32 protein-coding genes are annotated in these 25,080 nt (G+C 43.6%); all 32 read right to left on the bottom strand.

Annotated elements, in window-relative coordinates; genetic code table 11:
- Positions 1-202: 202 nt before the first annotated feature.
- Positions 203-1,372, bottom strand: a complete 1,170-nt coding sequence (locus tag ACTB00_RS15265) for an ATP-binding protein (protein WP_463300782.1) — start codon at positions 1,370-1,372, stop codon at positions 203-205.
- Between the two features lie 143 nt (positions 1,373-1,515).
- Positions 1,516-3,228 carry an SWIM zinc finger family protein gene (locus ACTB00_RS15260; RefSeq protein ID WP_463300781.1) on the bottom strand — a complete coding sequence of 571 codons (1,713 nt, stop codon included), beginning with the start codon at positions 3,226-3,228 and terminating at the stop codon, positions 1,516-1,518.
- 5 nt (positions 3,229-3,233) lie between these two features.
- Positions 3,234-3,407, bottom strand: a complete 174-nt coding sequence (locus ACTB00_RS15255) for a winged helix-turn-helix domain-containing protein (protein ID WP_463300783.1) — start codon at positions 3,405-3,407, stop codon at positions 3,234-3,236.
- A complete protein-coding gene (locus ACTB00_RS15250; protein ID WP_463300784.1) occupies positions 3,349-3,573 on the bottom strand; it encodes a hypothetical protein in 225 nt (74 codons plus the stop codon). The genes ACTB00_RS15255 and ACTB00_RS15250 overlap by 59 nt, the downstream gene beginning before the upstream one ends.
- An 810-nt stretch (positions 3,574-4,383) precedes the next feature.
- A complete protein-coding gene (locus tag ACTB00_RS15245; protein ID WP_463300780.1) occupies positions 4,384-4,803 on the bottom strand; it encodes a DsrE family protein in 420 nt (139 codons plus the stop codon).
- The gene (locus ACTB00_RS15240) at positions 4,800-5,423 is read right to left on the bottom strand and encodes a peroxiredoxin-like family protein (protein ID WP_463300779.1); all 624 of its coding nucleotides are present in this window, start codon (positions 5,421-5,423) and stop codon (positions 4,800-4,802) included. The genes ACTB00_RS15245 and ACTB00_RS15240 overlap by 4 nt, the downstream gene beginning before the upstream one ends.
- Before the next feature lie 20 nt (positions 5,424-5,443).
- Positions 5,444-6,010 carry a carboxymuconolactone decarboxylase family protein gene (locus ACTB00_RS15235; RefSeq protein ID WP_463300778.1) on the bottom strand — a complete coding sequence of 189 codons (567 nt, stop codon included), beginning with the start codon at positions 6,008-6,010 and terminating at the stop codon, positions 5,444-5,446.
- Between the two features lie 50 nt (positions 6,011-6,060).
- Positions 6,061-6,639: a TetR/AcrR family transcriptional regulator gene (locus tag ACTB00_RS15230; RefSeq protein WP_463300777.1), complete on the bottom strand. Its 579-nt coding sequence runs from the start codon at positions 6,637-6,639 to the stop codon at positions 6,061-6,063.
- 238 nt (positions 6,640-6,877) lie between these two features.
- Positions 6,878-7,393, bottom strand: a complete 516-nt coding sequence (locus ACTB00_RS15225; protein ID WP_463300776.1) for a hypothetical protein — start codon at positions 7,391-7,393, stop codon at positions 6,878-6,880.
- A 96-nt stretch (positions 7,394-7,489) separates the two neighbouring features.
- Positions 7,490-7,684: a GDCCVxC domain-containing (seleno)protein gene (locus tag ACTB00_RS15220; protein ID WP_463300775.1), complete on the bottom strand. Its 195-nt coding sequence runs from the start codon at positions 7,682-7,684 to the stop codon at positions 7,490-7,492.
- Positions 7,685-7,835: 151 nt separating this feature from the next.
- Positions 7,836-9,449, bottom strand: a complete 1,614-nt coding sequence (locus ACTB00_RS15215) for a glutamate synthase-related protein (RefSeq protein WP_463300774.1) — start codon at positions 9,447-9,449, stop codon at positions 7,836-7,838.
- A gap of 201 nt (positions 9,450-9,650) precedes the next feature.
- A complete protein-coding gene (locus tag ACTB00_RS15210) occupies positions 9,651-10,517 on the bottom strand; it encodes a hypothetical protein (RefSeq protein WP_463300773.1) in 867 nt (288 codons plus the stop codon).
- 216 nt (positions 10,518-10,733) lie between these two features.
- Positions 10,734-11,696 (bottom strand): L-histidine N(alpha)-methyltransferase, encoded by a 963-nt coding sequence (locus ACTB00_RS15205; RefSeq protein ID WP_463300772.1) that lies wholly within the window; start codon positions 11,694-11,696, stop codon positions 10,734-10,736.
- Positions 11,697-11,830: 134 nt separating this feature from the next.
- Complete coding sequence (locus tag ACTB00_RS15200) at positions 11,831-13,129, bottom strand: sulfurtransferase (protein ID WP_463300771.1); 1,299 nt, start codon at positions 13,127-13,129, stop codon at positions 11,831-11,833.
- A gap of 71 nt (positions 13,130-13,200) precedes the next feature.
- Positions 13,201-13,485 carry a DUF427 domain-containing protein gene (locus ACTB00_RS15195; RefSeq protein WP_463300770.1) on the bottom strand — a complete coding sequence of 95 codons (285 nt, stop codon included), beginning with the start codon at positions 13,483-13,485 and terminating at the stop codon, positions 13,201-13,203.
- A 42-nt stretch (positions 13,486-13,527) separates the two neighbouring features.
- Positions 13,528-14,103, bottom strand: a complete 576-nt coding sequence (locus tag ACTB00_RS15190; RefSeq protein ID WP_463300769.1) for a peroxiredoxin family protein — start codon at positions 14,101-14,103, stop codon at positions 13,528-13,530.
- Positions 14,104-14,153: 50 nt separating this feature from the next.
- On the bottom strand, positions 14,154-14,765 hold the full coding sequence (locus tag ACTB00_RS15185; protein ID WP_463300768.1) for a LysE family transporter: 612 nt from the start codon (positions 14,763-14,765) through the stop codon (positions 14,154-14,156).
- Between the two features lie 9 nt (positions 14,766-14,774).
- Entirely contained in the window at positions 14,775-15,491 is a 717-nt protein-coding gene (locus ACTB00_RS15180; protein WP_463300767.1) for a thioredoxin domain-containing protein, read from the bottom strand.
- A 107-nt stretch (positions 15,492-15,598) separates the two neighbouring features.
- Entirely contained in the window at positions 15,599-16,660 is a 1,062-nt protein-coding gene (locus ACTB00_RS15175) for a DUF6695 family protein (protein ID WP_463300766.1), read from the bottom strand.
- Positions 16,657-17,382 carry an NRDE family protein gene (locus ACTB00_RS15170; RefSeq protein ID WP_463300765.1) on the bottom strand — a complete coding sequence of 242 codons (726 nt, stop codon included), beginning with the start codon at positions 17,380-17,382 and terminating at the stop codon, positions 16,657-16,659. The genes ACTB00_RS15175 and ACTB00_RS15170 overlap by 4 nt, the downstream gene beginning before the upstream one ends.
- On the bottom strand, positions 17,382-17,876 hold the full coding sequence (locus ACTB00_RS15165) for a DinB family protein (RefSeq protein ID WP_463300764.1): 495 nt from the start codon (positions 17,874-17,876) through the stop codon (positions 17,382-17,384). The genes ACTB00_RS15170 and ACTB00_RS15165 overlap by 1 nt, the downstream gene beginning before the upstream one ends.
- Positions 17,877-17,886: 10 nt before the next feature.
- Positions 17,887-18,447 (bottom strand): YceI family protein, encoded by a 561-nt coding sequence (locus tag ACTB00_RS15160; RefSeq protein WP_463300763.1) that lies wholly within the window; start codon positions 18,445-18,447, stop codon positions 17,887-17,889.
- Between the two features lie 45 nt (positions 18,448-18,492).
- The gene (locus ACTB00_RS15155) at positions 18,493-18,969 is read right to left on the bottom strand and encodes an OB-fold protein (protein ID WP_463300762.1); all 477 of its coding nucleotides are present in this window, start codon (positions 18,967-18,969) and stop codon (positions 18,493-18,495) included.
- Between the two features lie 146 nt (positions 18,970-19,115).
- Positions 19,116-19,523, bottom strand: coding sequence for a TlpA family protein disulfide reductase (locus ACTB00_RS15150; protein WP_463300761.1), 408 nt, complete (start codon positions 19,521-19,523; stop codon positions 19,116-19,118).
- A gap of 100 nt (positions 19,524-19,623) precedes the next feature.
- A complete protein-coding gene (locus tag ACTB00_RS15145; RefSeq protein ID WP_463300760.1) occupies positions 19,624-19,851 on the bottom strand; it encodes a hypothetical protein in 228 nt (75 codons plus the stop codon).
- Between the two features lie 131 nt (positions 19,852-19,982).
- Complete coding sequence (locus ACTB00_RS15140; RefSeq protein WP_463300759.1) at positions 19,983-20,411, bottom strand: OB-fold protein; 429 nt, start codon at positions 20,409-20,411, stop codon at positions 19,983-19,985.
- Between the two features lie 2 nt (positions 20,412-20,413).
- Complete coding sequence (locus ACTB00_RS15135) at positions 20,414-21,031, bottom strand: YceI family protein (protein ID WP_463300758.1); 618 nt, start codon at positions 21,029-21,031, stop codon at positions 20,414-20,416.
- Positions 21,032-21,047: 16 nt separating this feature from the next.
- Complete coding sequence (locus tag ACTB00_RS15130) at positions 21,048-21,938, bottom strand: DUF5777 family beta-barrel protein (protein WP_463300757.1); 891 nt, start codon at positions 21,936-21,938, stop codon at positions 21,048-21,050.
- A gap of 10 nt (positions 21,939-21,948) precedes the next feature.
- A complete protein-coding gene (locus ACTB00_RS15125) occupies positions 21,949-22,329 on the bottom strand; it encodes a hypothetical protein (RefSeq protein ID WP_463300756.1) in 381 nt (126 codons plus the stop codon).
- A gap of 99 nt (positions 22,330-22,428) precedes the next feature.
- Positions 22,429-22,956: a DUF4833 domain-containing protein gene (locus tag ACTB00_RS15120; RefSeq protein ID WP_463300755.1), complete on the bottom strand. Its 528-nt coding sequence runs from the start codon at positions 22,954-22,956 to the stop codon at positions 22,429-22,431.
- A gap of 11 nt (positions 22,957-22,967) precedes the next feature.
- A complete protein-coding gene (locus tag ACTB00_RS15115) occupies positions 22,968-24,035 on the bottom strand; it encodes a DUF3179 domain-containing protein (RefSeq protein ID WP_463300754.1) in 1,068 nt (355 codons plus the stop codon).
- 11 nt (positions 24,036-24,046) lie between these two features.
- Positions 24,047-25,078 (bottom strand): transporter, encoded by a 1,032-nt coding sequence (locus ACTB00_RS15110; RefSeq protein WP_463300753.1) that lies wholly within the window; start codon positions 25,076-25,078, stop codon positions 24,047-24,049.
- Positions 25,079-25,080: the final 2 nt, after the last annotated feature.

The raw sequence follows: 25,080 nt of genomic DNA, 5'->3' as shown, positions 1-25,080 counted from the left end.
AACTTAATTGGCTTTGCGGCGTGTAATCAATCATATCTGCAGGGGTTTTGAACCCAATTTATATAAAACCGTACATTTACGCCAATCATCAGCCTTGAAAATATGAACAAATAAATGTTGATAATCAGTGTATTATATCTAAGATTTGAGAAAATCAGCAAACCCTACATTAAAGGATTATGGTACAAATAGGTTACAAATGTCAGTACGTTAAACCAAACTGCCAAAGCGGAATCGTGTTCAAATATCCCAGTTCAATGTCGTCTTTTACGACATAAGCTTTATCAATACCCTGGATTTGCTTTAATCCTTTATTTTTTCCACCTACTTCAAATGTGTAATCGTCAATGACAAAATCAGCGACTGGGGATTTGACTACGTCATACTTAACTCTAAGCTGATTCAGAAAAAACGTCTCCCTTATATTTCCTCTATTTGAATGATCGTTTGCCAAGCTGTATATCAAATTCGTATTGTCGAGATAAATTTTATCCACCTTACCCAACCCCCTTATTCCGCCGGTAGAATCCCTCAGTTGTGCGATCATTCCGGCTTCTTCAACAAACAGGCAATAATCAGTGATGTTATTCCGGCTGGCGGAAAGTGCAGTTGCGATACTTGACATATTGGGCTTAAACGGCACACTTTTAGCAATAATGGCCAGTAATTGCTTCAACTTTCGACCAGTGGACACATTCATGCCAGCATACAACGGGATATCGGTCTCCAAAGTCTGATTAACAACTTGTTGTAACCTCATATCAAAGTCTTCCTCCAATGCAAAAGGATAGTACCCTCTTTTTAGATAATCTTCAAAAAACGGTAGTGGATGTTTTACTTCCGGCAGTAAAGCTTTATGGCTCAGAATTTCTTCTAAAGAATACGCTGGGACAGCTATTTGATGAAACAATTGCAAATACTCCCTGAAAGACAAACCTTGCATGTGGTACATGACCGCTCTGCGGCTTAAATCCGAGACTCCTTTGTTGATATCCAATACCGAAGAACCGGTAAATACAAGATGAAGTTCGGGATGATAATCATAGATCAGTTTGAGTTCCTTAGCCCAGTCTTTGTATTTGTGAATTTCATCAATAAACAGGTATTTCCCGCCTTGTTTCACAAAACTACCAGCTAAATCAGTCAGCCTGTTGTCGGCAAAATAGAAATCCTCGGCAGTTACATAAAGCGTCTCAGCAGGATTCAGGTTCTTTTTAATATGCTGCAAAACCAGTGTAGTTTTTCCAACTCCCCTTGGGCCGGTAAGTCCAATCATACGACTTCTCCAGTTTATTTCGGCATAGCTGTAGCGGAAGAAACTGGTATCTGTCTCTCTTAGAAGCTTCTGAAACTGTTCATACAATTTGTCCATAGTCGTTTTATTTACTACAAAAGTAATCAATTTGCACTAACCAAGTGCAATTATTTACATAAAACGCACTATGGAAGTGCAAATCATGATGCAGCTCGATTCTTCATACTTCATTCATACTTTCTCATCTAATAGTAATAGCATTAATCCCAACTCAATTTTCTAAATTCTTCTTTCATGGCCGGACGATTTTTATATTTATCCAGCAAGGATTCTTTTAACCCATTGGCAGCAGGTAATCCACCTTTCAGTCTAGCCATTTGTTTCAAGTATTGCACCAACTCGACATAAACATTCCGCCCTGTACGTTCAGCCTGAATTTCAATCGCTGCTCTATAATATTCCACTAATTCAGCGGGATATTTCTCTTTAAGGTGGTTGGTATATCTCATAATGGTATGAATGCTATTTGAAGAACGGACGATTTCAAACAGTTCATCAATCATTTGTTCTTCAATATAAATCTGTGCTAAATCATCTAAGGATATTCCGCTGCAGTACCCTCGTTTTGTGTTTTTCAATTCAGCAATTAGCTTATTTCTCTTCCCTGGCCAACCCTCTTTGGGGCTTGTTTGCTTATAGATTTTAAAATAATTTATACTTGAGGTGTTTTCAACAAAGAGTTCCCTCGCCAATTTATGATATTTAAAGGTTTCTTTTTGTTGCCTGTACAGTTCAAGCAATTGGTCTTTCCATTGATGAACTGTGCCGGGAGCATCATCCTGTTGTGCTACTTTGATGCCATCAAGTATTAGCTTCTCTGCTTTGTCAGGATTGTTTTCCGACAATGCTTGCTGTACTCTAATTTGACGAAAATCTTCGAAGTGCAGGTAGGTGTCAATAATATTGTCCGCTTCTGCTGTTCTGCCTTCCGATTGTAAAAGGTCTATCTTGTGTCCAAGATAGCTTTGTAAATAATATTTTTTACTCCAACCATCTTCCTTGTCCAACTGAATAATTTGATCATCAATAAATTCGTAAGCAATATCCAGTTGTTTTAACGATGCAGCTGTTTCAAAAAATAATGGTTCCAAACGATCTCCAACACCATAATTTCTGTAGTCAGAATTTTGCACCTGTTCATGCAGCCAATCGAAAATTCGTTCCTTTAATTCATCTGATATTTTGTTGTTAAGAATATTTCCAATGACCTGGAACGACTCGTAGATAGCTCCACCACATTCACCGGAAGAATCATCCATCTGTTGAATGGCCTTTACACTTTCCATTGCAATAGCAGCCGAAATACAAAACGCTTCGTTCATATTACCTTTTGAGTAATAATCATCAGCCTTTATTTGAAATTGGGCAACATCGTTCATGGCTTTATAGCTGCTGCGATAATCAATAAAGCCTCGGTCATCATAATTGTCAAATATTCCATTTATCTGGCTTTGATAATATGGAATGTTATCGGAATTCTGAACCGAAACAGGTTTCGAAAAAGCAAGCTTAATTTGATGCCTGAAATCCTGATTTTTCATCCCATAATCGAGCATGAAATTTCTTAAGTCGTTGGACTTGGCATCCGTTATTAATTGTTCCCAACTTTCCTCCTGTGGTTTTTGGTCAGATGAAATGTAAATGCTGTTTTTCTCGCTTATAGCCAGAGCAACAGCCGCAATATGCTTACATATAGCACCATCATACGGACAATCACAATAATAATTAGTTACATTATTGTGATTGTCTGCTTTAAGCTCCACTTCATAGTTGCCGTAGTTGCCTTCAACTTCGGCGTACCAGCTTCCATTACTACCCTTGTTCAGCTGCAAAATATTTCCATCGTCGAAATAATTCTGTCCTCGTTGCAGTATTTTAGAGGGTATATGATTGATTAACTCCTGTATTGTCATTTTGTTCAATTACTTGCCAATGTCCACCTTTTGCAGGACCTATTCTTTTTAGTTTGCCTTCTTTTTTTTAGTTTGTTAAGGTTGTATTCTACGCCTCGCCTTGACAATTTGGTCACTTCTTCAATTTGTTTTGCTGTAATCTTGGGATTTTCTCTGATTAAAGAAATGATTTTCTCCACAGTTTCTTCCACAGTTTTCCCCGACACTTTCTTCGTCCGACATCTTAAAATCAACCACAACAGAATCAAATTCGATCTGGTATTCCGGCACCGTTGAATTATAAGCTCTCCAGTTCTCTTCTATTTTGTCAAAACCAAAACCTGCATTCTCAGCGAGTTTAACCATGCGGAACAATTTCCCAAACCGATTTGGGTAGCTCGCTTTTTGCAGCTTTTACTTCAAAATCTTCCCATTCGAGGGATGTGAGTTTTTGTATGAGTTCTTCTTTGGCCATCTACTTAAAGCCTTTTTCTTAATAAAATCTAGCGTTGGAAATTGTAGCATCCATTTTCCTTGAGAATTGTCGTGACATGACAAAAGTAAACGATTTTTATAATTTTTCCTGTACTTCTCCCGTTTCCAAATTTCTCAGTTAATTCTTTTTTTACCAATTCTGAAAGCATCCGTTTTACAGTCAGGTTCGGATATAAAGTTGCCCCCACCGCAGGTCTTTGGTGCGAATTGATTCGTTTAAATTCGATTATCAAAAAACGCATAAAATTGTCAAAGCTCAGCTTAATTGAACGCTTAGGAACCCCATGAAGTGAAGGGGATGAAATGGACAAAAGGAAACGGAAAAAATAATGAATGGAAAAAATTGGATGTGTTGATGTGGCGCTTCAAAAAGTTTTAACCGGAGTTTACGCAAGTTAAGTCTTTTTGAAATTGGCATTAAGTGCTGGGTGAAGTCAACTCTTTCAATTTTGAAATGAATGGCTTTATGCCGTAGTCTTTTGGCTGATTTCAGAACCGGAGCTTAAATTTCCTGAGTGGACAATTAAGGTTCCTAATCAGGCAATAAATCGGGACATCGAACCGACTCATCCACAACCACAAAACCGCTCTGAAAATAGATTGTAAAGATCGCTGCCAACAAAGTTATCATCAGAAAAATGGATATGGTGTGATTTCGGGCTCTGTTTTCTGATAAAACGATCAAAAAGTCAATACTTTTGCCCCACTCTTCAGGTAATCAGAAAGTGGTATGCCCATACCTTTGATGTCGAAATCCAACTTTTTCAGGTCGTCGGTTACTCCATAGGCGTTGGCGCAAACAATGCAGGCTTCAATCACAACGCCATCGGTTTGCATGGCCTTCAGTTTTTCCTGAATTTTCAGGTTTTCAGCCGTTAGCTTGGCCGATGGCCCCCAAATGATCAGGGTCACTTCGCTAAACCAGCCGGCAGTTTTTGCGGCATGGGTGTACATTAAGGCAACGCGTTCGGCAACATACGGATCATCGCTTGTCCAAACGATGACGAGTTTATCCGACGTTGCTTGCGGATCGTCTGTTTGTGCTATTGAGTTGCCAAAGGTGAGTACAATAATTGTTAGCAGAATCAGGATTGATTTCATTTCGATTGATTTGATGGTTTAACGTCTAAATTTAATAAAACGGCAAGCAAAAGTTTGGCACTTAGCCTGGTTTTATAATTTGGATTAATATACTCAAACAGAATGGTTCCCGACTGGTCAACCACAAAAACAGAAGGAACAGGCAGGAAGCCTTGGTTTTGCCCGTCGGATACGTCACGTAGCATGCCCGAGTATTTTTCAGGTGATTTAAAAGCAAGGCCCATCGCTTTAGTGAATTTGCCGGAGGCATCCGAGTATAGGCTATAATTCAGCTGCTTTTTCTCGTCTGTCACCTTTAGATTCTCTGGCGAATCGGGGCTAATTCCGATCAGTTGATACCCCAAATTGATAATCTCAGCTTCCACTTCTCGTATTTCCGAAAGGTGGGCATTGCAATAAGGGCACCATCCACCACGATAAAATAGCAGGATGGTGGGTTTCTCTTCAATAATTTGTGCCACCTGGTGTGTTGAGCCGTCCGGTGCTTTTAATGCAATATCCGGGATTGTTTCACCATTCAATAAGGGGGAAATGTCTTCGTCCTTTTCAGGTAATTGCGCGAAAGCCGGAATGCTTACGATTGTGGCAAACAGAAGAATGAGAAGGAATTGTTTTTTCATCATTGCGAATTTAAAGGATGTTACTCTTGGTTTATGCTGGAAGCTTCCCATTCGAATGCTTCAATTTGTTCATCAAGAGGCGTATGCGCAAGATGATTTACATAGTTGCTGATCACTTTCTGTCCGATTCCGACCACCAACTCAAGAACATGCTTCCGGGTATATCCGGCAGCAAGGAAAGCTTTAACATCCTCGTCTGAAGCCCATCCTCTTTTCTCAACCAGAAGGGTTGTGAACTGGCGAAGCGCTTCGAGTTTTGCATCGTTCAGCGGTGTATTGTTCCGTAAGGCTTCAACCATTTCATCCGACAGTTTAAACATTTTGGCAACCATCGAATGGATGGCCATACAGTAATGACAGCTATTGTTGTAACTTACGGTTAGCCAAACGATGTTCTTTTCAACCGGATCAAATGAAGTTTCGTTGAAGAGTTGGTGCATTTGGGAATAGGCTTTCAATACTTCGGGCGATTCGGCCATGATTCCATATAAATTGGGGATAAAACCGTTTTGTTTAAGGGCTCCCTCCAGAATTGCTTTTGATCCCTCAGGGGCTGTTTCAATGGTGTGTAATTTGAATGTTGTCATAATTGTTACTTTTTAATTCTAAGCGCACGCTTAGAAAATGATTAAAAAATTTATTTGATTTGTGCCAGTGCAATAGAAACAAAATCATTTAACTGGCTGCTGTTCATTGTTTTTGATGCGACGGAAATTCCCTGCATCACACCCAGAAAAAAATTGGCTTGTTGTTTTACATTATTGTCCCTGGAAATTTCATTTTTTTTGATGGCATTTCGAATGACATTCTCAAGCATTTCTCGAATGAAATCGTAATATCGATTTATTTCCAGTTCAATATCCTTGTCTTTACTTCCGAGTTCGCCGGCAGTATTCACAATTAAGCAACCTTTTGCCGACAGACCAGCCTCGCTTACCGTAACTGATTTCATTAGAAAGTCTTTTAACTCGGCTAAACCAGCATCATGCCGCAATAAAACCTGAAAACGGTATTTCTTCACAAACTCTCTATAGCTGTGAATGGACTGAATGAACAAGTTCTTTTTATTCTTAAATGAAGCGTAAATAGAAAACTGGTTGATACCCATTTCCTTTTCGAGCATCCGCACCGAAGTGGCTTCGTAACCGTTTATCCAGAATATATTCATGGCTTTTTCAAGCACCAAATCATTGTCGTATGTTTTATTCCTGGGCATATTGATTCTAAATAGGATACAAAACTAAGCAACTGCTTAGTTAATTGCAAGTCATTCGTTAGAAACATTCAGGGTGTTCTGTTTTGACGGGCTTTTCATGCACTTCCATGAACAATTAATTCTTGGGGATGTCTATGAATGCAGTTTTAAAAAAGAAACTAACGGACAGCCAGACTTTTCAACTGCCCGTTAGCTTTTTGGAGCATCTAAAGCATGCGTTAATTCATTGAAAAAGAGCTTACTTGGTAAACGTATAATCCGTGGATCCTGCGGTATGGCATGAAAGGCACATGCCTCCCATTAAATCGGCTCCACGCATTTTCATTCCAGATGACCCGTCAGTTGCGATGGAGCCGTCAGCATTCAGCATAAACCACTCCCAGTCGCCACCACTTGGGTTGAAATCATTCCCACGTTTAACCATTGCCGTAAATTCGTTGACTGAAAGGTCTGGGTTTTTGGAATGTTTGACGATGATTGTTCCCACAGGAAATTTACCACTGACAGGATTTTGCCCGTTTTTGTAATAAATTTCACGGGTTACAGTTTCATCATTTCCGCCATGTGCGCCTCCCAAGGCTGGATCTGGTCCCTGATGGGTAGCTTCAAGCTCCCAACTCATAAAGTTACTGAACGAACTATCCGTTGCAATAAACTCTTCTTTGATCTCGTCATCGTCGTCATCGCCGCACGATTGTAACGATACCATTATTGCAACTGCCATTAAAACTTTAACAAATACTGAATTTTTCATACGCGTCTAATTTTAGTGATAAGCCAATTAGTCGCAGTATTTTCTCGAACCTGACAAAAAAAAGATAAAAAAATCTGATTTGTTTTGAGGAAAATCTCATTCTTTCTGCTTCGATGGGCATTTCACCGTTCCATACGAACAATACACACAGCAATCACCGGGATTGGGGCGCAATATGGCCTGGCAGTTTTCACACTCATAAAAAAACTGACAGCCGTCGGTGGGCATTTCTTCGGTTTTTTGGTGTCCACAATTGGGGCAGCTTAGGGTTGAAAATAGTGTAGTTTTCATAATCGTTTTGAAGAAGTTAATTCCTACAACATCTTCGAAAGCTCTTCTCTTGTTGAGATCTTGTTGAGATCACCGTGAATTTTCGCAATGTTTTTTGAAATTCTTATATTTTTCAACGTTTTTCCGAGCCATCTGCGGGAACATTCCTTTCCTATTTTAATATCCCGCCATATTCAATACCGGTTAAATAGTGCATGTCGCGGTTAAAGGTTACCAAATCGTCGCGGTTAAATTTGCGAAAATCATCATGCCCACATGCCCGTGCCACCACTTTCATCAGTTCGTTAACGGCCAGCAAAAAGGTACTGAGCTGTTTTGCCGAAGTTTCAATGATGATGCGTTGGCGGAGGTTTTCTTTTTGCGTGGCGATCCCCACCGGACAATTGTTTGTATGACAGGCACGCATTCCGAGGCACCCAATGGCCTGTAATGCAGAATTGGACACGGCCACGGCATCGGCGCCCAGCATCAGTGCTTTGGCAAAATCTTCAGCGGTGCGCAATCCGCCGGTGATGATAAGCGCCACATCTTTTGCGCCTACTTTGTCGAGGTGTTTGCGCGCCCGGGCCAGTGCCGGAATGGTTGGAATATTGATGTTATCGCGCAGGATTTTTGGCGCTGCCCCGGTTCCGCCGCCGCGCCCGTCGAGGATGATGTAGTCGGCTCCGGCTTCGAGCGCAAAATCAATATCTTTCTCGATGTGACTGGCGGCTATTTTAAACCCTACCGGAATTCCGCCGGTTTGCTGCCTTACTTCATTGGCGAAATCAGCAAAATCTTTGGCAGTAAACAAATCGGGAAAAGCCGCCGGACTGATAGCGGGTTCACCCTTTTTCAACCCCCTGACTTCAGCAATTTCACGGCTAACTTTATTTCCCGGAAGATGTCCGCCAGTTCCGGTTTTTGCGCCTTGTCCGCCCTTAAAATGAAAGGCCTGTGCTTTTTTCACCTTGTCCCAGCTAAATCCAAATTTCCCCGATGCCAGTTCGTAAAAATAGCGGGAGTTGTTTTCCTGCTCTTCGGGCAACATGCCGCCTTCGCCGCTGCAAATACCGGTTCCAGCCATTTCTGCTCCTTTCGATAAAGCAATTTTTGCCTCGCGCGACAACGCTCCAAAACTCATGTCAGAAACAAATATTGGAATTTCGAGGGCAAGCGGCTTTCTGGCATTTTTACCAATAGTAACTTTTGTGTCCACAACCATCTCGTCGGTTAACGGGCGTTTCCATAACTGAGCCGGGAGGAATTGAATGTCTTCCCATTTGGGAAGCGTATTTCGGTCAATGCCCATGGAAGCCGAAAAACCATGATGTCCAATATTTTTCAGGGCATTTTTTGAAAGTTCCTTGATGTAAGCAGTATAAGGTTCAGTCGGTTCGGGATGGGTGTCGGCATAAAGTCCCTGGTATTTTTGGCGGTTAAAAGGTTGCGGGTGTTTTTTGAGGAAAGCATCGATTTCAGCTTCATCCACCCAGACAAAACCGTCTTCAGTTTTTGTGGTGAATTTGTGAAGGGCCTCTTTGTCGTTGTATTCTGAAACGCCGGTATCGAGCCGGTAATCCCAGCCGTGAAGCCCGCAAATAAGATTGTGGCCTTCCACATGTCCGTCAGCCATTAGTGCGCCACGGTGGAGGCAACGGCCATACAATACTGAGTTATTTCCGTCATAACGGACAACCACCAGGTCAAGATCTTTCACAATGGCATGAGCTGGTTGCCGGTCATGAAGGTTTTTTACTTCGAAGAGTTTAATTGGATTTTTCATAGTATGAATATTTGCCCGCTGATTTCGCTGATTTTCGCAAAGGTTTTAATTGAAATCTGTATTCTTTTCTGTGTTTTTCTGCGTCATCCTCCGGAAATTTTTTTTTCTCCCGCTGATCTCGCGGATTTTCGCAGATATTTTATTTGTACTCTTTATTCTTATCTGCGTTCATCTGCGCAATCTGCGGGACATTTTCTAATTTCATTTCATCTTTTTCAACAAAATCTCAATTCCCGTTTCAAAAAAGTCTTTCACCAAGTTATATTGATTTACGGCAGACTGTTCTTTGATGATTTCTGAAGTTCCCAACACGGCTCCGTTCCAGTTTGGCATCATCCACTTTCCGGCAGGTAGTTTTACCAGATTGGGTTCAATGTCAAGCGGATTTTCAGACCAGAAACTGAGGTAAAAATAGGGTTCGGGAACCATGCTGTCAGGAATGGCCAGACCAAGTCCGATGGTTTTTACCGCTGCGTTTTTTTCATTCCGGCCAATAGTGGCAAAAGTCCCAGTGTCGAAATGGTGGGGCCAGATGCGAACCGGTTCAACATCTGAAAAACGGGCAGCCAGTTCATTGATGATCAGCCGGGAATTGTGGCGGTAGCGGATGTTTTCAGAAACGGCATCATCACTTGCCAGGGCAAAATATTTACCCTCTTTTAATCCTCCGGTTGGCAACTCGTAAGGCTGTTCGGTTTTTAACTGCGAAACATCAATTTCTTGGTTTTGAAGGACTGATTTAAACTCCTGAAAAGCTTCCTGAAAGGTTTTTCCTTCAATCGAGATTTCAGGTTTTGAAATGTTGTTTTCATCCAAAATCTGCACCGTTTGGTTTCTCAGTTTCACTCCAATTGTCCATCCGGCAGGATGAGCATTTCCGAGAAGCATCTCTTTTTCAGGAATATATTGCATGTTGATGTTGCTTCCATCGGGTTTTTTGGGGATGAGGTATCGGCCTGTCAGCGCAATAAACTGCGCGGCCAGGTGCTGTTGAAGAAGTTCGTTTTCCAAATCCTGATTAAAAGGAATGGAAAGCAATTGCCAGTTGTTGCTTGTTTTTTGTATCATAATCTAAAATTTTGCTCGCAAAGGCGCAAAGTTTTTTTCTCCCGCTGATTTCGCTGATTTTCGCAGAGTCTTTAATTGTTCAATTTCTTCTTTTTCCGCGTTCATCTGCGTGATCCGCGGGAATGTTCTTTTTTTTCGCTGATTTCCGCAGAAGGTTTAATTTGTTATCCTCATTCTTTTTCTGCGTTCATCTGCGCTATCCGCAGGAATATTCTTTTATTTTTTCTCCCACAACGAATCCACAAAGTAATTCCGTTGGTCGGTGAAATTTTGCACCACCTTAAAACCGTGATTTAACGCCAGTTTCTCAATGGTTTGAAAGTCGTACTTCCTTGAGCGTTCCATGAAAATGGCTTCCCACTTTGCAAAACGGAAGGATTTTTCGAGTGCACCCAGCTGAACGGTTTGTTCGGTATTCGAAATCAGGAAACTTTTTACTTCACCGGTTTGCGGATTGTAGGTCGTTTGCTGTTCGAACTTTTTAATATCGAAATCGGCATTCAATTCACGGTTGAGCCGAACCAGGTGGTTCAGATTGAAACGGCGCGTGTGCCCGTGCGGGTCGTTGTAGGCATCCATGATTATGCCGGGCGATTTCTTCAGGTCGAAGCCAATGAGAACTTTGTCGCCGGTATTAGAATATACTGCAAGCTGGCTCAAAAAATCTGTGGTTTCTTCATCTGAAAAATTTCCAATGTTCGACCCCAGAAATAGAATGATTTTCGGAATGGCAGCATGTCCGTTCAGGCTTTTTAGCTTTCGGAAATAATCGCCGGTTTTTGCTTCAACTTGTAACGCGGGCAACTCGGTTTTCAGGCTTTGTACCAGTTCGTGGTTGGCCTTTGCACTGATATCAATGGGATTGTATTGAAAATTGATAGCTTTCTCAACCAGGTACTTCAGCAGGATTTTGGTTTTCAGACCGTCGCCCGAGCCCAATTCGACAAGGTTAAACAACTTGTTTCCACGACAGATTGCCTGTTTGATTTCCTCTTTTTGCGATGAAAATATTTCATGCTCGCAATCGGTGAGGTAGTATTCGGGCATATTCATGATATCCTGAAAAATGCGGCTTCCCTCGTCGTCGTAAAAATATTTCGATAAGAGGTATTTGGGGTTTGAGGAAAGCCCTTGTATTGTATCGGTGCCCAATTGTGAGAGCAGTAGTTTTTGTTCCATGATTTTATATTTCTCGCAAAGGCGCAAAGTTTTTGTTTTTTCCTCCCGCAGATTTCGCTGATTTTCGCAGAGTCTTTATTCTTTTCTTTTTCTGCATTCATTTGCGCTATCGGCGGGACATTTTTTCTTTTTTCTTAGCTTGGCGTGAGGTTTTCTTCCGGCACACCGGTTTCATACGGGTTTTTCGGGTCGTTGCTCCACTCAAACCAACCACCATCGTACACAGAAACACGCGGCCAGCCCATTAGCCAGGCATTAAACCAGGCCTCACTGCCGCGCCAACCTGTTCCACAGTAAAATGCCAGGTGCTTATCGGGCGTGATTCCGTTGTTTATCCAAATTTCTGCTGTTTCGTGAAACTCACGGGTAGTATGGTCCACATTACGGTAATTTTCCATGTGGTAGGCATCCGAGCCGCAATCAGCAAACACGGCTCCTGGAATCCGGCCTTTTGCTTCGATATAATTGTATCCGCTCACTTCTCCAATGTACTCTGGGTAACTGCGTACACATACCAGCTCGGCATTGGGAGCAGCAATCATTTCTTTGGCTTCGGGTGTGTCCACGGCCAGTTCGGGTTTTTGCGGAATGGAAGCGCCAAAATCGGCAGCCTTCTTTTTTATTTCATCAGTAAACGAAGTTTCAAAACCGGCATCTAACCACGATTGAAAACCACCATTCAGTATCCGTACGTCTTTCACTCCGGCATATAACATGATGAAGGCGTTGCGGATGGCGCCAATATCTCCGGCAGCGCTGCCCGGAAATTGGTCGTCGTTGTCGGGATCCATGTATTTTCCATATAAGATCACAGTCGTATCAGCAGTGATTCCGTGTTCTTCCAGCGCTTTTTTTAATTCTTCGGGCGAGCGGCGATTCCAGGTGTCTTCGGCTTCCAGAGCATTGGTGTCGATATCGATTGCCCCTGGAATATGGCCGCTTAGGTATGCGTCGCGATTTCGGTAATGTGCGTGGGCAACAACAAAGTTGTCATTTTCATATTCAGTAGGTTTTCTTCCCGAAATCAATTGGTTTACCCATTCCGCTGAAACCAGTTTTTTGTACCGTTCAAGTTTCTGCATGGGTAAGTCGGGATTGACAGCCCATTCATCCACAAAATGATTATAAACAAAAACCTTTTCATAGCCCGATTTTAAAAAGCGTTCGGCTACTTCTTGCGTTTCTTCGGACGAATAGCCATAAACGACAATTTCATTTTCGGGCAGAATATTTTTGCGACGGACAATTTCTATCCAGTCGATGTACTTTAGCCATTTTACAGGCAGGCTTTTTGCTCCTGCAATGTGGCCGCCACGTGTTTCGTTATTAAGTTTCCAGCCGTTGTAGGCCTCCACTGGGCGGACATCGATGATTTTTACTCCTGATGTTGTTAGATGTCTGAAGAGTTCTGCTGTTGTTTTTTCGGTAACCATAAAGAATCTGTTTTTATAAGTTTTTATAAAATTGGCTTCTCTTTTGTTCCAGTAGATTTTTAAAGATTTCTTTACTCTTCCACTACCTTAACGCCTTTCCAAAATGCAACACGCCCCCCGATACTGCTGGCTAAGCCTGAAGGTGTTGGATAATACCATACGGCATCGGGGTTTTCTTTTCCATCCACTTCCAGGTTATAATACGAGGCGGTTCCTTTCCAATGACAAACAGTTTGGGTGTCACTTTCGTTTAGAAACTCTTTTTTTACTGATTCAATTGGGAAATAGGCATTCCCTTCGACGTTTACAATGTCATTGCTTTCGGCAATCACTTTACCGTTCCATATTGCTTTCATAATCTCATTTTAATGTTCTGAATTCAAAGTAAATCAAGCGGCTCATTTTGTGAGCTCAAGAGCCCTAACGATCTCATCAACAGTGGAGCGTTTTTTATAATCGGAATCAAAATGCCGCCACACGATTTTTCCTTTGCGATCAATCACATAGGTTGCTGGAATGGGGAGTTGTTGACTATCATCCGAATGGGCTTCTTTTAGTTTTGCTCCCAACAGTGTATTGTAAATAATTTTGGAAAGGCTGCCGGGCTGAAATGTGACATCATACGCATCGGCTATCTGATAGTCTTTATCGTAGAGCAGTGAAAAACGAACACCTGTTTTCACCGCTGTTTTCTGCAAGTATTCCGGTTTTTCGGGCGAAACGGCGACAACCGTGGCTCCTTTTTCCATCAGCTGTTGCAGGTTTTCCTGAATTTCACCTAAGTGCTTGTTGCAAAACGGACACCACTGGCCGCGATAAAAAATAAGCACTACCGGGCCTTTTTTCAATTCTTCTGAGAGCTGAAACGTTCTTCCGTCGGCATCTGTTGCCTGGAAATCGGGGGCTTGCTGTCCCACTGTCAACCCGTTTGCTTCTTTTGCTTTTCTGTAATTTTGTGCTGCTAGATTTGTCATGGTAAAAAATATTATTAAATTGATAATGCCTGTTTTCATCCTGATTGCCCTTAAATTTTAATGAGTTGAATAACTGCTACCGTCATCAACACAAGACCGATGACGCGGTTAATATTGGATGATAGTTTATGTGCGCGGCTTACAACTCTTAATGCGAGGAAAGCATAAATTTTAAGAATGGCCATTTTTGCCAGCCAAACTCCGGCCAGGAAAAACAAAATTTCGGGTAACGATGAGGGTAGAAGTTGTTTTGCTGAAAGAACGGTAGCGGCGAGAAGCCAGAACAGCAATACCTGGATACTGACGATATTTAGCAAGGCTCCTTTCAGAAAGCCAACGGATTTTCCCTGTTCTTTTTTAAGTTTTCCTTGGTTCTTTTTGAACCAGAAAAACAAACCGAACACCAGTAAAACGGCAAAAACAAAATACCGTACCATCGGATTTCCCTCAAAAAACTCTGAGAACCAAGCCCCGGCTACAAGCGATGAAAGCGCAAAAATCACTTCAACTACCGACGCACCGTGTGCAATTGCCGTTGCTTTTTGCGAGCCATTTTTCAATGCTGTATCAACCACCGAAAGGTTCACAAGTCCCAATGGCACTGCCCCAATGGTAGTGGCTGCCAGCGCTATCAAAAAGTAGATTACTCCGGTGTCGTTCATGATGGATTTTTATAAGATGCTGTTCAATGTCTTTTCAAGTTCGTCGCGCGAGGTCAGTCCGTTTTTGGTGTAAACCGCTTTGCCGTTGTTGTATAGCGCCAAATAGGGTACTCCCTGTATTTTCATCTCTTTCACCAGTTTTTTACTGGCATCCACGTTCACCTTCACAATATTAATCTTGCCGTAGTATTTTGCTTTTAGTTCGTCAACCATGGGCATCATCTGTCGGCAGGGACCACACCATGGTGCGTAAAAATCAATAAACACCGGCTTTCCCGATTCGATCAACCGTGCCAACTCTTCGTAGTCCATTTTGTTTTCGGTGTCGGGTTTGGCATCGGGATCAATTAAAACCGGAAGGTTTTGTAATTCCCAGTCCATGATTCCGTGTTCGAGGTTGTAAACGTTTTTGTAGCCGTTTTCAACAAGCGTTTTAGCTGCTTTTTCGCTGCGCCAGCCGGTGTTGCAATACAAATAAATGGGTTCGTCTTTGGGCAGCATCAGTAAGTCTTTTTTAAATCCGAACGAATAAAAGCTGAGCTGCCCGGAGTTGGCAATGTGTCCGTTTTTGAACTCCGAAAGGGTGCGCACATCAAGTAAAACTCCACCTGGGGTTTCTGCGAGTTGGTTGAATTCAGCGGGGCTTACCTGCTTTATTTTTGGGGGTTGTGCGAATGATAAAAATGTGCTTATCGCAAATGATATTGACATGACGGTTCGTTTCATTAGGAGACTATTTTTTGTTTTTAGAATAGACGTAGAAAAACGAAATCCTGACAGGAACCAGGATTTGAAATTTTGTTGGCGGTTGGCGAAAAGCCCATTTGGGCAGGTTAAGGTACTAAGGAGAGCGTGGCGGCTGACTTCTTCTCTGGTTTGAAATACGCTTTGCTCAGAAGACTCTCGCGGTGGCGTTTTTTCTGAAAGTCGAAACTTTCGGTTCTTTCGAATTCAATGATATGTCCATCTTGCCTAATCCTAACTTTCCGGCAATGGCTTAAGTGTTCAAACCGGAAAGCTTGATCCATGCGAAAGGCTTGCTGATTGCTGATTCTAAACCTGCCCCGGCATTCCAGTTTCCCTTCGGGCGAAAACCGTGTAATTTCAAACTTCTTATCATTGGCCACGACAATACTGAACCAGGATCCGGCACCTTCGCCTGCCAGCCATTTGGCTGTGAGAGGTAAATGCACTGGCCGTTTTGGTTCGGGCAAAGTGGTTTTCAACAGCCGTTTGTCCGAGATCGGCTGAGGTGAAAAAGCAGGGAAGGGGAGTAGCTTTGGAAGAATGGCCCGGTTTCGAAATGACTTCACATTGTTCATTGGAGTTGGGGTTAATGGGACGCGAAAATTCAGTTTAAAAGCTGCCAGCCATGACGGTTTTCCGGCGCGAATGGCGGTATTGACAAATCGCGAACAGTTACTTCCGTTCAACGTGAATGGCCCATACCGGATCGGGCTTATTTGTTGCAACTGATTGGCTTTGGCAAATGCCTTGGCAAAATCGACCCGGCCATACGAAGCGTGAATCGCACCCTCGCCATGACACTCCGGATTCTGCTGCAATTCGGTCAGGATCTCCTTAAAATTTACGATTTGTTTTCCATTGGCCGAGACACAAGCCTTGGTGTGGATTCTGAGTCCGTCATCAGTGGCTGCACTGCGGACACGCCCATGTTGAAACGGGGTGTGATACCGGCCAAAATCGAAATAATGACAATGCTGTGTCTTCCGGTCAACCAAAACCAGAGCGGCGTGCCCAACCCGATAGAAATGGTTTTTGTTGATTCCGATTCGCAACAAAAGATCGTCGTACCAGGCGCCCGGCTGTTTGCACCAGGTTTCGGGCCAGGCGATGGCGATGGCAAATCCGGGATGTTTTTTCTGAATGTTCATGTCGTCACTTCTTTGCTAAACTGCTGTTGCAGATCATAGTAGGCCATCCTGAATTTTCCTTTTTCAGGCACGACCTGGGTGATGCTTACCGTTTTCAAGCCGCCTTCGCGCTCCATAACCACGTCGATGTCCGAGTCGTTGGTGTGGCTTCCTGAATGAAATTCAAAAATTTGTTTCGGAGAAATTGGTCCATTTTGGTTTGCCAATAACCGTTTAAACCACTGGCGGCGCAATTTTCGGTGCTCCTCATCGTACAAGGTTACCGACGACCAAATGGCCGGTTCATCCGGGGGCAGATCCCTCAGATGCTTGCCATGGCCATCCCAGATAAATTCACTCAGGTGGCTGATGCTGCCGGATTGTATTTCAAGGGTAATGATTGTGAAAGGTTCAACATTTCTCAGGTTTTTTACCTGGAAAAAATCGGCTGGAGTTAAAACTGATGACGCCAGTTCGATCAACACAGTTCCGCGGCTTTGGGCATAGCGCGTTTTTTTCTGATGGGCTACAAAAGCTCCGTTCAGCAAACAGCAAAGCCGTCCACGATCGTTGGACGCGATCCATGACCCGCCAGCTTGCTCATCCTTGGGAAAACATACATTCATGCCATTGACTTGGTAAATCTGAGGCGGAATGGTGGGCCGAAATGATTTTTCATCCCTGTTCGAAGTCAGAATAAAACCATCAGTATTTGTTGGTGGTATGTAAGTTACAGTGCACATTAGTTTTCGCGGTATCGAATGGTTGAATAAGCCACGCCAAAGTTCTCACTGGTCAACCCGCTCAATCCGAGCATCATTAAGCCAGCTTTAATGATGGCCTGGTGGTGAATGCTGTGCTCAATGCAGTAGGCCAATTCGCGACCAACTGAACTCATAATGGTGTTTTGCGTGGAGCCATCGGCCGTAAAATCACCCTCGAATTTCACGGCAAGCGTTTCGTCGAGGGTGTCAATTCCTTGCAACAAGCGGTCGATGGTTTGAATGGCAAATTGCTGATCCTTTTCAATCCGGATATCGCGCTGGCGTTTGTCGTAACTGATGGTTCCGGAAAATGAACCAGACACCAGCAACAAGTAAAACTCCAGAATATGCCGGATGTGCTGCCCTACGGATGAGCCAGACAAAATTTCGTTTTGCCGGGTATAATTTTCGTTGTTTATGGCCTGAAGCATCTCTTTGAGTTGCTCCAGGTTTTCTTTGGCTACGGCTTTCATATGTTTATTTTTAGTTCTTGGAATAGGCCGTTTGGACGGTTACTTCTATCGTCTTGGCAATGTTCGACGAGGGTTTCCCTTTTACGAATTCAATCCCATAATCGGCTAAGGTCACGTCGAACGAGCTTTGTGTTTCTACCTCACCACCTTTTACGGTCACCGACCCCATTTCATGAACGGGCTTCGTGACCCCTTTAATGGTCAATTCTCCCTCGACATGGGCTTCATAGGAACCATCGCTTCCGAAATCTATTTGATCGATATTGGTGATTTTCCCCGTTAGTTTGGCTTTAGGAAATTCCTTGGTGTTCAGGAAATCTTTGCCGTTGAAATGCTTTTGCATCAGGGCTTTTTCGAATTCGAAACCCTGCATCGGAACAGAAAACACGACCTCGCCGGTTGAGGTGTTTAGGGTACTCACCGCTGTGGTGTTGTTTGCTTCAATGTCTTCGGCCGGTGTGGTTGAGAAGAATTTAATGTGCGATTTTGAACTCACCAGTTTTGACTGACCTGTGGCCGAAATGGTTGCAAATAAGGCAACTGCTATTGTTAATAAGACTAATTTTTTCATGACTTCTAAATTTTGTTATAATGAATATTTTACTTTTTATGATTTTTATTTTGTTACGATATCACTTTTTTCAAGGATTACATTTTCGTACAGTTCCAGGTCATCGTCATAGGCAGCGCCCGAGCGGATGACGCCCTTAATGGTAACGCTTTGTCCTACCTGTAATTTTTCGGCATTGGCGCTGGTTTCGGGTAAGAAGCTGGCACTAACACCGGCTTTGTCGGCTGCACTTTTTAGCAGGACTACTTTTTGGCCGTCGAAATTTTCTGATATTTTGCTAACTTCCCCGCTTACTTCCAGAACTTTCGAATCGCCATCGGCAGCCAGGTACTTCGTGTTTGCCGCGGCTGCATCAGCTAAATATTCGGCTACGAGTTGCGAACTGGTCAGGTTAAAATCCGACTTGGCAGATTGTACGTCGCGGTGCGGCATGTTGAACAAGTAGAGGACAACTGCCCCGGCAATTACAATCCCTGCAACTACCGTGATTATCCCTGCCCGGATGATTTTTTTCTTTTTCATTTTGAATTTCTTATTTGTTGATGATTTGAACAAACAGTCGTAACAAACGCAAATCCTGACAAGTATTTTGATTTTTTTTTCTACTGGTTTTCAAATAAAAAGGCGGAACTAAGTAGCTCCGCCCTGCTGTTTAAATTATTCAATGCTTATTCCGCTCCCCGCTTTGCCGTGGCAATCGCTTCGGCCAGTTCTTCATTGGGTTTGGCAACGCTAACTTGGTTAATTAATTCTTTGCTTTCCGCATCAAAAAAATAAACCACGCCGGTTCCTTTATGGTCGGCCATCACTTTGGCGAGCCCAACTTTTTCCAATGCTTCTGCTGATTTCTTTTTGCTTTCGTCATCAGTCAGGTCATTGGCGATAAAATGAATGGCCATATCTTCGTTATTGGCCTTAAAGGTTTCCATGGCGCGCATCCCATTTTTCTGACAGGTCGGACACCATTCGGCTTTGTTGACCACAGCGATAACGTTTGAGTCTGTCCCGGCAAAAGCAGAAACGCTGACCAGTGCGATAAGAATAAAACTTGCAAAAATTGATTTTACTGTTTTCATGATTTTGAATTTTTAGTGATTCAAAAGAACAGTCGGGCAACATGGTTATTCCTGACAGGAGTTGGTCAGAAAAATAATCTCCAGTGCTGTATGGGACAATTTAATACAGGAAAGCCAAGCCTTTTCCTGGTTTTTTCTTGAGAACTTGCTTCTGTGTCATCATGCTGATTTCCCCATTGAAGTACTTCAACGATTCATCGAACATAAATTTCCGGAAGATGTCTTGGTTTTGCTGTTGCCTTGTTTGCTCAAGCGCTTCGAAGTAGCGCGCTTTATCTTCGGCCAAAACCGGGGTGATCGGGTGTTTATGATAATGTTGAACGTTCAACGTACTTATCTTTTATTTCCTGTAAGCGTTTCATGTATCAAAAATAAATATAAAATTAGCTTAAAGGAATAATACGAAGGACTTTTGTTTCAACGAATTAAATTTGAGCGGGCAATGGGGGAGCGAATGAATTATTGAACGATCACCGCCCGGCTGATGACCACGTCGTTTAGCATGCCATCGCATTTTCCCCGGATGGTGATGGTTTCTCCGGCTGCTGTCTGGTTTGTTAGTTGTTGATTGGCTGCGACAAAACTGCTGTCGAGGTAGACGCTGACACCGAAAAGCTCGTCTTCCAGGATGATTGCGGTGCCCTGTTCGCCTGTTTGTACAGCAACAACCTCTCCGAGCACTTCAACAACTTTGCCCGAATACTTGGCATTGGCGGCTGCTTCGTCCTCTGTAAAATCTTTCAGAAGTTGTGTCGAGCTGAGTTTAAATTCCGGCTTCGTGTTTTCCAGGTTTTCGTGTGGTTTCAAAAATACGTACCAGTATGCTCCTGCTCCGGCAACAACCGCAAGCACGATGAATATCAAACTAATTTTATAAGCAGGTTTCATATCTATCTGTTGTAAGGTTCGTAATTCACATTCACTGCTACCTTCACTTCTTTGGCGATCTTGTCGCGGACCAAAGCCGGAATTTTAATTTCAAAATCTTCGGCTGATACAACAAAGTCGCAGGTCCCGGCAATCTTGCCGTTTTGGGGATACAAAACTGCCTTTGTGCTGATTTTCTTGGTCACACCATGCAAGGTGAGTTCTCCTTCAACGTTGGCTTCCTGCGCTTCTTCTTTGGACAGGTCAATGGCTGACCAGTTCAGGATTTGGCCTTTGAAAACTGCTTTTGGGTATTTCGACGATTCAATAAAATTCTCGTTGAAATGTTCCTCCATGAGGGCATTCTTAAACTTGAAGGATTTCATCAGAGCCGCAAAGTTCAGCTCCCCGTTGGTGGTTTTTAAAAACGAGGTGACTTGATTATTCTCAGCATGGATTGTTTCCAGCGGGGTAGACGAATCGAAAATAACCGTTCCTGTTTTGGTAAAATATATTTCTTGTCCGAATAACCCGGTTGTGAATAAGATTACAAAAATTGATAGTACAAGCTTTTTCGTTACGCACAAATTACTCACCCTCTTTGGGCCTGGGTTTTGCGTTCTCTTAATCGTCGTTTTCATAATTGGGTTGTCTTAATTAATAGCTACTGGCCTTTTTATCAAAGGAGAACACCCTGGAAACGTTGAAGCCAAAATGGATTCCACCATCATCCCAGTTGTGGTTGTCCTGTCCCCAAATAAAACCACCTTCGCGCATGGCCAGCGAGTTGGTGAGCATCAACTGAAAAACGTGCCCGCCAGTTTCAATATCAACGCCAAACGAAAGTGCATTTGGATAATCGACAGAAGCATCATCGGAGCGGAACGCGTAAAAATATTCGGCATTGATCGCCACCCGGTTAGAGATTTTGTAGCGTCCACTGGCTCCCAAAGCATATAAATCATTGTCGTCCCGGGTGGTTGGAGTCAGATTTTTGTGGACAAGGGTTGGCGATAATTGCAGGCTCAACTGATCGTTGAATTTCCGCGCGATCAGTAACTGGTGCACGTAAGTCAGCCTGGACGAGAACAGATTATCCCGCTCCAGATTTGTCCATTTCGTTGTGAAGATTTCGGTCGATCCCATGTACGATAAAAAGACGGGGACACTGTTCGATCCGGCTGTCTGGCGCAAGAGTTTTAACTTGACAAATCCGTCATAAGTCTTTAGCAGGTTGCTGCGGCCCACGCCAGCCATTAACCAATCTTTCAGGCCGTATTCGAGGCTCAGGTGGATGGTGGCCTGGTCGAGACCAAAAAATTCGTAGGCGCCGCCATTCAGTTCCCCAAACCGGTGCGAAATACGAAAATCAAGATGTTTGGCTTTCATTTGCTCCACCGAATGACCATTAATGACGCGGGTGGCCTTGAATGCGGCGCTTTCGTAGATCTTTCCTACCGATGTTTCTGCGTCCAGTAACTCATCCAGGTCTTGCCCCGTCGAAGCAAAAGGGACCAGAAAAATCATATAAAGGATTATTTTCTTCATGTGGTTTTATTTAGTTGTCTGCAGCTCCTTCGTTAATCCAGGCTTTTATTTTTTCGATGGAACAATCGTCCAGTTTGGCACCAACCTGGGGCATGGGCGTGAAACCCGGTGAATGACTAATTGCGCCGACCAACTTCCCGTTGTTGATCTGAATCATTAGTTCGCTGTATGTTTCCAGATTGATCCCCGATCCAAAAGTGTTGGCGTTGCTGACTGAATGGCAGCTGTAACAACTGGCCGTTAGAATGGGCTTGACGGTTTGAGAATAGGCCACGTTGCTGGTGTCGCAGTCTTGCTTGTCTCCATACAATTCTTCTTCGTTATTGTATTCGCAACTGACTAGAAAAAATGAGAAAGCCAGCAGCCCCAGCCATGAGGTAAATTGCTTCATTGTTTCAATTTTAGGTGACTAAAAAATATCTCTTTCGGATGAGATTTGTATTACAGTCGGATGACCTTCGAAAACCTGACAATTTTTTTGCGATTTATTTCAGGGATGGATCAATTCAGCATAGTGTTTGTTGGTTTCAGGACTGATCACGTGCAACTCCACCCGCGAGATTTTCGGTAGCAGGAAGGTACCTCCATCAAATTGAATAAAGATCCGCTCAACTTCAACGGTTGCTCCGTTAACCAAAGTAAAAACATGGTAGCGTCCATCAGCGGTTTTTTGGAGCGTCATTACTTTTGAAAAGGCGGCAAAGCGGAAGAGGGCCTGATCATCCGTAATGTTCAGAAAACTCAACCCATAGGAAAGTTTCCGCTGAATTCTTGTCAGAGGTTCGACCGCTCCGTCTTTGGTGTGCCTGATCCAGAAAATATCGATGGGGTTTTTCTGATCCAACTGACCTTCATCGGTCACACGTACTTCGTAATAGATTTCATCGGCATCGCGGCTTCGTTCAATTTTGAATAAGGCCTCCTTTTTGCTGGTTTCGTTGCCGCCTGCTGCTTCAAATGCCTGCACGATGAATATCAAGACCAGGACGATCGCATGTTTTCGTGGAAAATAGTTCATGGTTAACGCGATTAGAAAATAGTGATCTCGGGGTAAAAAGCGGCAAACGAAAACCAATAGCCCATCATTTGAAGCACCGGTGTCAGTGTTTGTCCGGTTCGCAGACCATCTACGGCGCGCCCAAACACATCCCATTTGTTTCCTTCATTGTCTTGCAAAAGGCCATTAACACTCGCTTGTAACGCTTGAAACTCGAGGACCGTACCATCCGGAAGTTTTCGATCGAAGGCAACCATCAGGTTATTGGTTTTGCTTCCGGCCACCACCAGTTGGGTACCTTCAAACGTGTCGTTGATGACTTCCAGTTGGTCGGGAAAATTTTCGAAACGATAGGCTTTGGCCTTTTCACCAATCACGACTCCCAGCACCCGTTCTTTGGCATCGAGACGGCCATCGGTGCGGCTTACCGGAAAGAGCAGATTGCCGGATGTTTTGTAGTTTCCGTAGGGATAATTGCCATAGTTCCGGTTGTGCCCCGTATTGGTTGAAACCACTTTGGTTGAAGGGTACAGTTGTTTCCAGGTTTTCCAGCTTGTTTCAACCAGGTTGTAAGTGTTTGCTGATGTTCCAATCAGCTCACCGTTCACCGATTTCAGCAAAAGTTGCGACCAGTTGCTGTTGGTTGACCGGTCGTAGGGGATGATGTTCGAGTTGTAAAGCAGGCCGGAAACCCCAACGGTGGTTTTTGTTCCGGCAACGTTCCGGTCCCAGCCAATACCCGTTCCGGTGAGCGGACAATAGATGACCGCTATGGAATGGTTGGCTGTTTCGTCGTTAATAATTTCGTGCCAATCGAGAATGTCGTGGGGATAGGCACGCACATCGCTGCCATCGGCAAATCCCAATACCAGGTCGTTGTCGGTTAAAAATGTGGCTTCCTGTGCCGTAATGAATTGGGGAGCCGAAAGTGCCGGAATACCGTCTCGTCCCGGTCCACCGTCGCGTACTTCATTTTTAGGAATCAACCACTCACCGGAATCTGCTGATCCCGGAGGATTGGTTCCTGCACTCATTTCATCTTCACCGCAAGCTGTTGCCAAAAAGGCAACGGTCAATAAATAAATCAGTATTGTTTTCATCTGTTTCTTTTTTAATTGGTAAACATTGACTTTTTCTTCAGCGGCAGGTTGAAAAGTACTGCTGCTGTTAATTTATATGAGGTGGTTAGTTGTGTGCCATCCAGTTTCCGGTAAAGCGGAATGTCTCCGGAAAGCCTGAGCGACAAATCGGGAGAGAAACGGATATTGACTCCTGGAATGGCATAAACCCACTGCCCGCCCGAAGAGGGGAAAACCCCACCATCAATCATGTCTTCCGTTTGTTTCCGGTAGCGGAAAAAGGTGAAGACATCGACCGGGCGTTTGACAAACAGGCTGTAATTCAATCCCAGGTTGAATTGAAATTCGTTGCCAAATTGATAAGTCTGGCTGTCGTTATAGTTCCTGTTTTTTCCCGAATACCGAAAAGTTGTCACCGCTACCAGCCCGAGATTGGGATTTTTCAAGAAACGATTTTTCTGAAACGAGCTCCAGAAAATGCCATCCAGCGAGCCGGATCCGGGTTGCATATCGGCAGCCATGTCCAAGCCCTGGTTGTTTGTAAAATCAGTTTTTGCAGTTGGTATTTTTGGACCGGCACCAACCACCCAGTCAATATCCGATCCTTTTTCAGGATTGATCAGGCGGTACTTGGCCAGTAAAACCACATCGCCCAGTCCTTGCGCTGCCGTAAAGTCTTCGGTTCCGCCAAAAGCCTGGATGTTTCTTTCCTGCCGGATAAATGGCAAAACACCCGTGAGTGAAAAGCGGTTGGTTAGCCCGTAGTTCACTTCAATAATGGATGAGTGGGTTATCCGGCTGCGGGTTTGGTCGTCGAGTTGTTCCGAGATGTCGACCAAATCATTCAAAGCATTGTAATCATAGGTGACCAAAATCTGCAGGGCCTGGTTTTCGGCCGCACCCAATCCCAAACTACCGCCAAGTGGAACGCCTCCTGAACAACAGGTTTGCGCATGCAATAAAACAGGGGCAGCCATCATCCAAAAAAACGCCAAAACCAACACTGCTGTTCGAACCCTTCGGCTTTGAGATCCCTCAATAGTTGCTGCCCCTTTTGTCTTCATGG

The organism is Sunxiuqinia sp. (assembly GCF_055140945.1).
This window is presented reverse-complemented; position numbering and strand designations above follow the sequence as displayed.

Coding starts and splice junctions, on each gene's coding strand:
- ACTB00_RS15265 (WP_463300782.1), bottom strand. CDS start 1,372: ATGGACAAATTGTATGAACAGTTTCAGAAGCTTCTAAGAGAGACAGAT.
- ACTB00_RS15260 (WP_463300781.1), bottom strand. CDS start 3,228: ATGACAATACAGGAGTTAATCAATCATATACCCTCTAAAATACTGCAA.
- ACTB00_RS15250 (WP_463300784.1), bottom strand. CDS start 3,573: ATGGTTAAACTCGCTGAGAATGCAGGTTTTGGTTTTGACAAAATAGAA.
- ACTB00_RS15245 (WP_463300780.1), bottom strand. CDS start 4,803: ATGAAATCAATCCTGATTCTGCTAACAATTATTGTACTCACCTTTGGC.
- ACTB00_RS15240 (WP_463300779.1), bottom strand. CDS start 5,423: ATGAAAAAACAATTCCTTCTCATTCTTCTGTTTGCCACAATCGTAAGC.
- ACTB00_RS15235 (WP_463300778.1), bottom strand. CDS start 6,010: ATGACAACATTCAAATTACACACCATTGAAACAGCCCCTGAGGGATCA.
- ACTB00_RS15230 (WP_463300777.1), bottom strand. CDS start 6,639: ATGCCCAGGAATAAAACATACGACAATGATTTGGTGCTTGAAAAAGCC.
- ACTB00_RS15225 (WP_463300776.1), bottom strand. CDS start 7,393: ATGAAAAATTCAGTATTTGTTAAAGTTTTAATGGCAGTTGCAATAATG.
- ACTB00_RS15220 (WP_463300775.1), bottom strand. CDS start 7,684: ATGAAAACTACACTATTTTCAACCCTAAGCTGCCCCAATTGTGGACAC.
- ACTB00_RS15215 (WP_463300774.1), bottom strand. CDS start 9,449: ATGAAAAATCCAATTAAACTCTTCGAAGTAAAAAACCTTCATGACCGG.
- ACTB00_RS15210 (WP_463300773.1), bottom strand. CDS start 10,517: ATGATACAAAAAACAAGCAACAACTGGCAATTGCTTTCCATTCCTTTT.
- ACTB00_RS15205 (WP_463300772.1), bottom strand. CDS start 11,696: ATGGAACAAAAACTACTGCTCTCACAATTGGGCACCGATACAATACAA.
- ACTB00_RS15200 (WP_463300771.1), bottom strand. CDS start 13,129: ATGGTTACCGAAAAAACAACAGCAGAACTCTTCAGACATCTAACAACA.
- ACTB00_RS15195 (WP_463300770.1), bottom strand. CDS start 13,485: ATGAAAGCAATATGGAACGGTAAAGTGATTGCCGAAAGCAATGACATT.
- ACTB00_RS15190 (WP_463300769.1), bottom strand. CDS start 14,103: ATGACAAATCTAGCAGCACAAAATTACAGAAAAGCAAAAGAAGCAAAC.
- ACTB00_RS15185 (WP_463300768.1), bottom strand. CDS start 14,765: ATGAACGACACCGGAGTAATCTACTTTTTGATAGCGCTGGCAGCCACT.
- ACTB00_RS15180 (WP_463300767.1), bottom strand. CDS start 15,491: ATGAAACGAACCGTCATGTCAATATCATTTGCGATAAGCACATTTTTA.
- ACTB00_RS15175 (WP_463300766.1), bottom strand. CDS start 16,660: ATGAACATTCAGAAAAAACATCCCGGATTTGCCATCGCCATCGCCTGG.
- ACTB00_RS15170 (WP_463300765.1), bottom strand. CDS start 17,382: ATGTGCACTGTAACTTACATACCACCAACAAATACTGATGGTTTTATT.
- ACTB00_RS15165 (WP_463300764.1), bottom strand. CDS start 17,876: ATGAAAGCCGTAGCCAAAGAAAACCTGGAGCAACTCAAAGAGATGCTT.
- ACTB00_RS15160 (WP_463300763.1), bottom strand. CDS start 18,447: ATGAAAAAATTAGTCTTATTAACAATAGCAGTTGCCTTATTTGCAACC.
- ACTB00_RS15155 (WP_463300762.1), bottom strand. CDS start 18,969: ATGAAAAAGAAAAAAATCATCCGGGCAGGGATAATCACGGTAGTTGCA.
- ACTB00_RS15150 (WP_463300761.1), bottom strand. CDS start 19,523: ATGAAAACAGTAAAATCAATTTTTGCAAGTTTTATTCTTATCGCACTG.
- ACTB00_RS15140 (WP_463300759.1), bottom strand. CDS start 20,411: ATGAAACCTGCTTATAAAATTAGTTTGATATTCATCGTGCTTGCGGTT.
- ACTB00_RS15135 (WP_463300758.1), bottom strand. CDS start 21,031: ATGAAAACGACGATTAAGAGAACGCAAAACCCAGGCCCAAAGAGGGTG.
- ACTB00_RS15130 (WP_463300757.1), bottom strand. CDS start 21,938: ATGAAGAAAATAATCCTTTATATGATTTTTCTGGTCCCTTTTGCTTCG.
- ACTB00_RS15125 (WP_463300756.1), bottom strand. CDS start 22,329: ATGAAGCAATTTACCTCATGGCTGGGGCTGCTGGCTTTCTCATTTTTT.
- ACTB00_RS15120 (WP_463300755.1), bottom strand. CDS start 22,956: ATGAACTATTTTCCACGAAAACATGCGATCGTCCTGGTCTTGATATTC.
- ACTB00_RS15115 (WP_463300754.1), bottom strand. CDS start 24,035: ATGAAAACAATACTGATTTATTTATTGACCGTTGCCTTTTTGGCAACA.
- ACTB00_RS15110 (WP_463300753.1), bottom strand. CDS start 25,078: ATGAAGACAAAAGGGGCAGCAACTATTGAGGGATCTCAAAGCCGAAGG.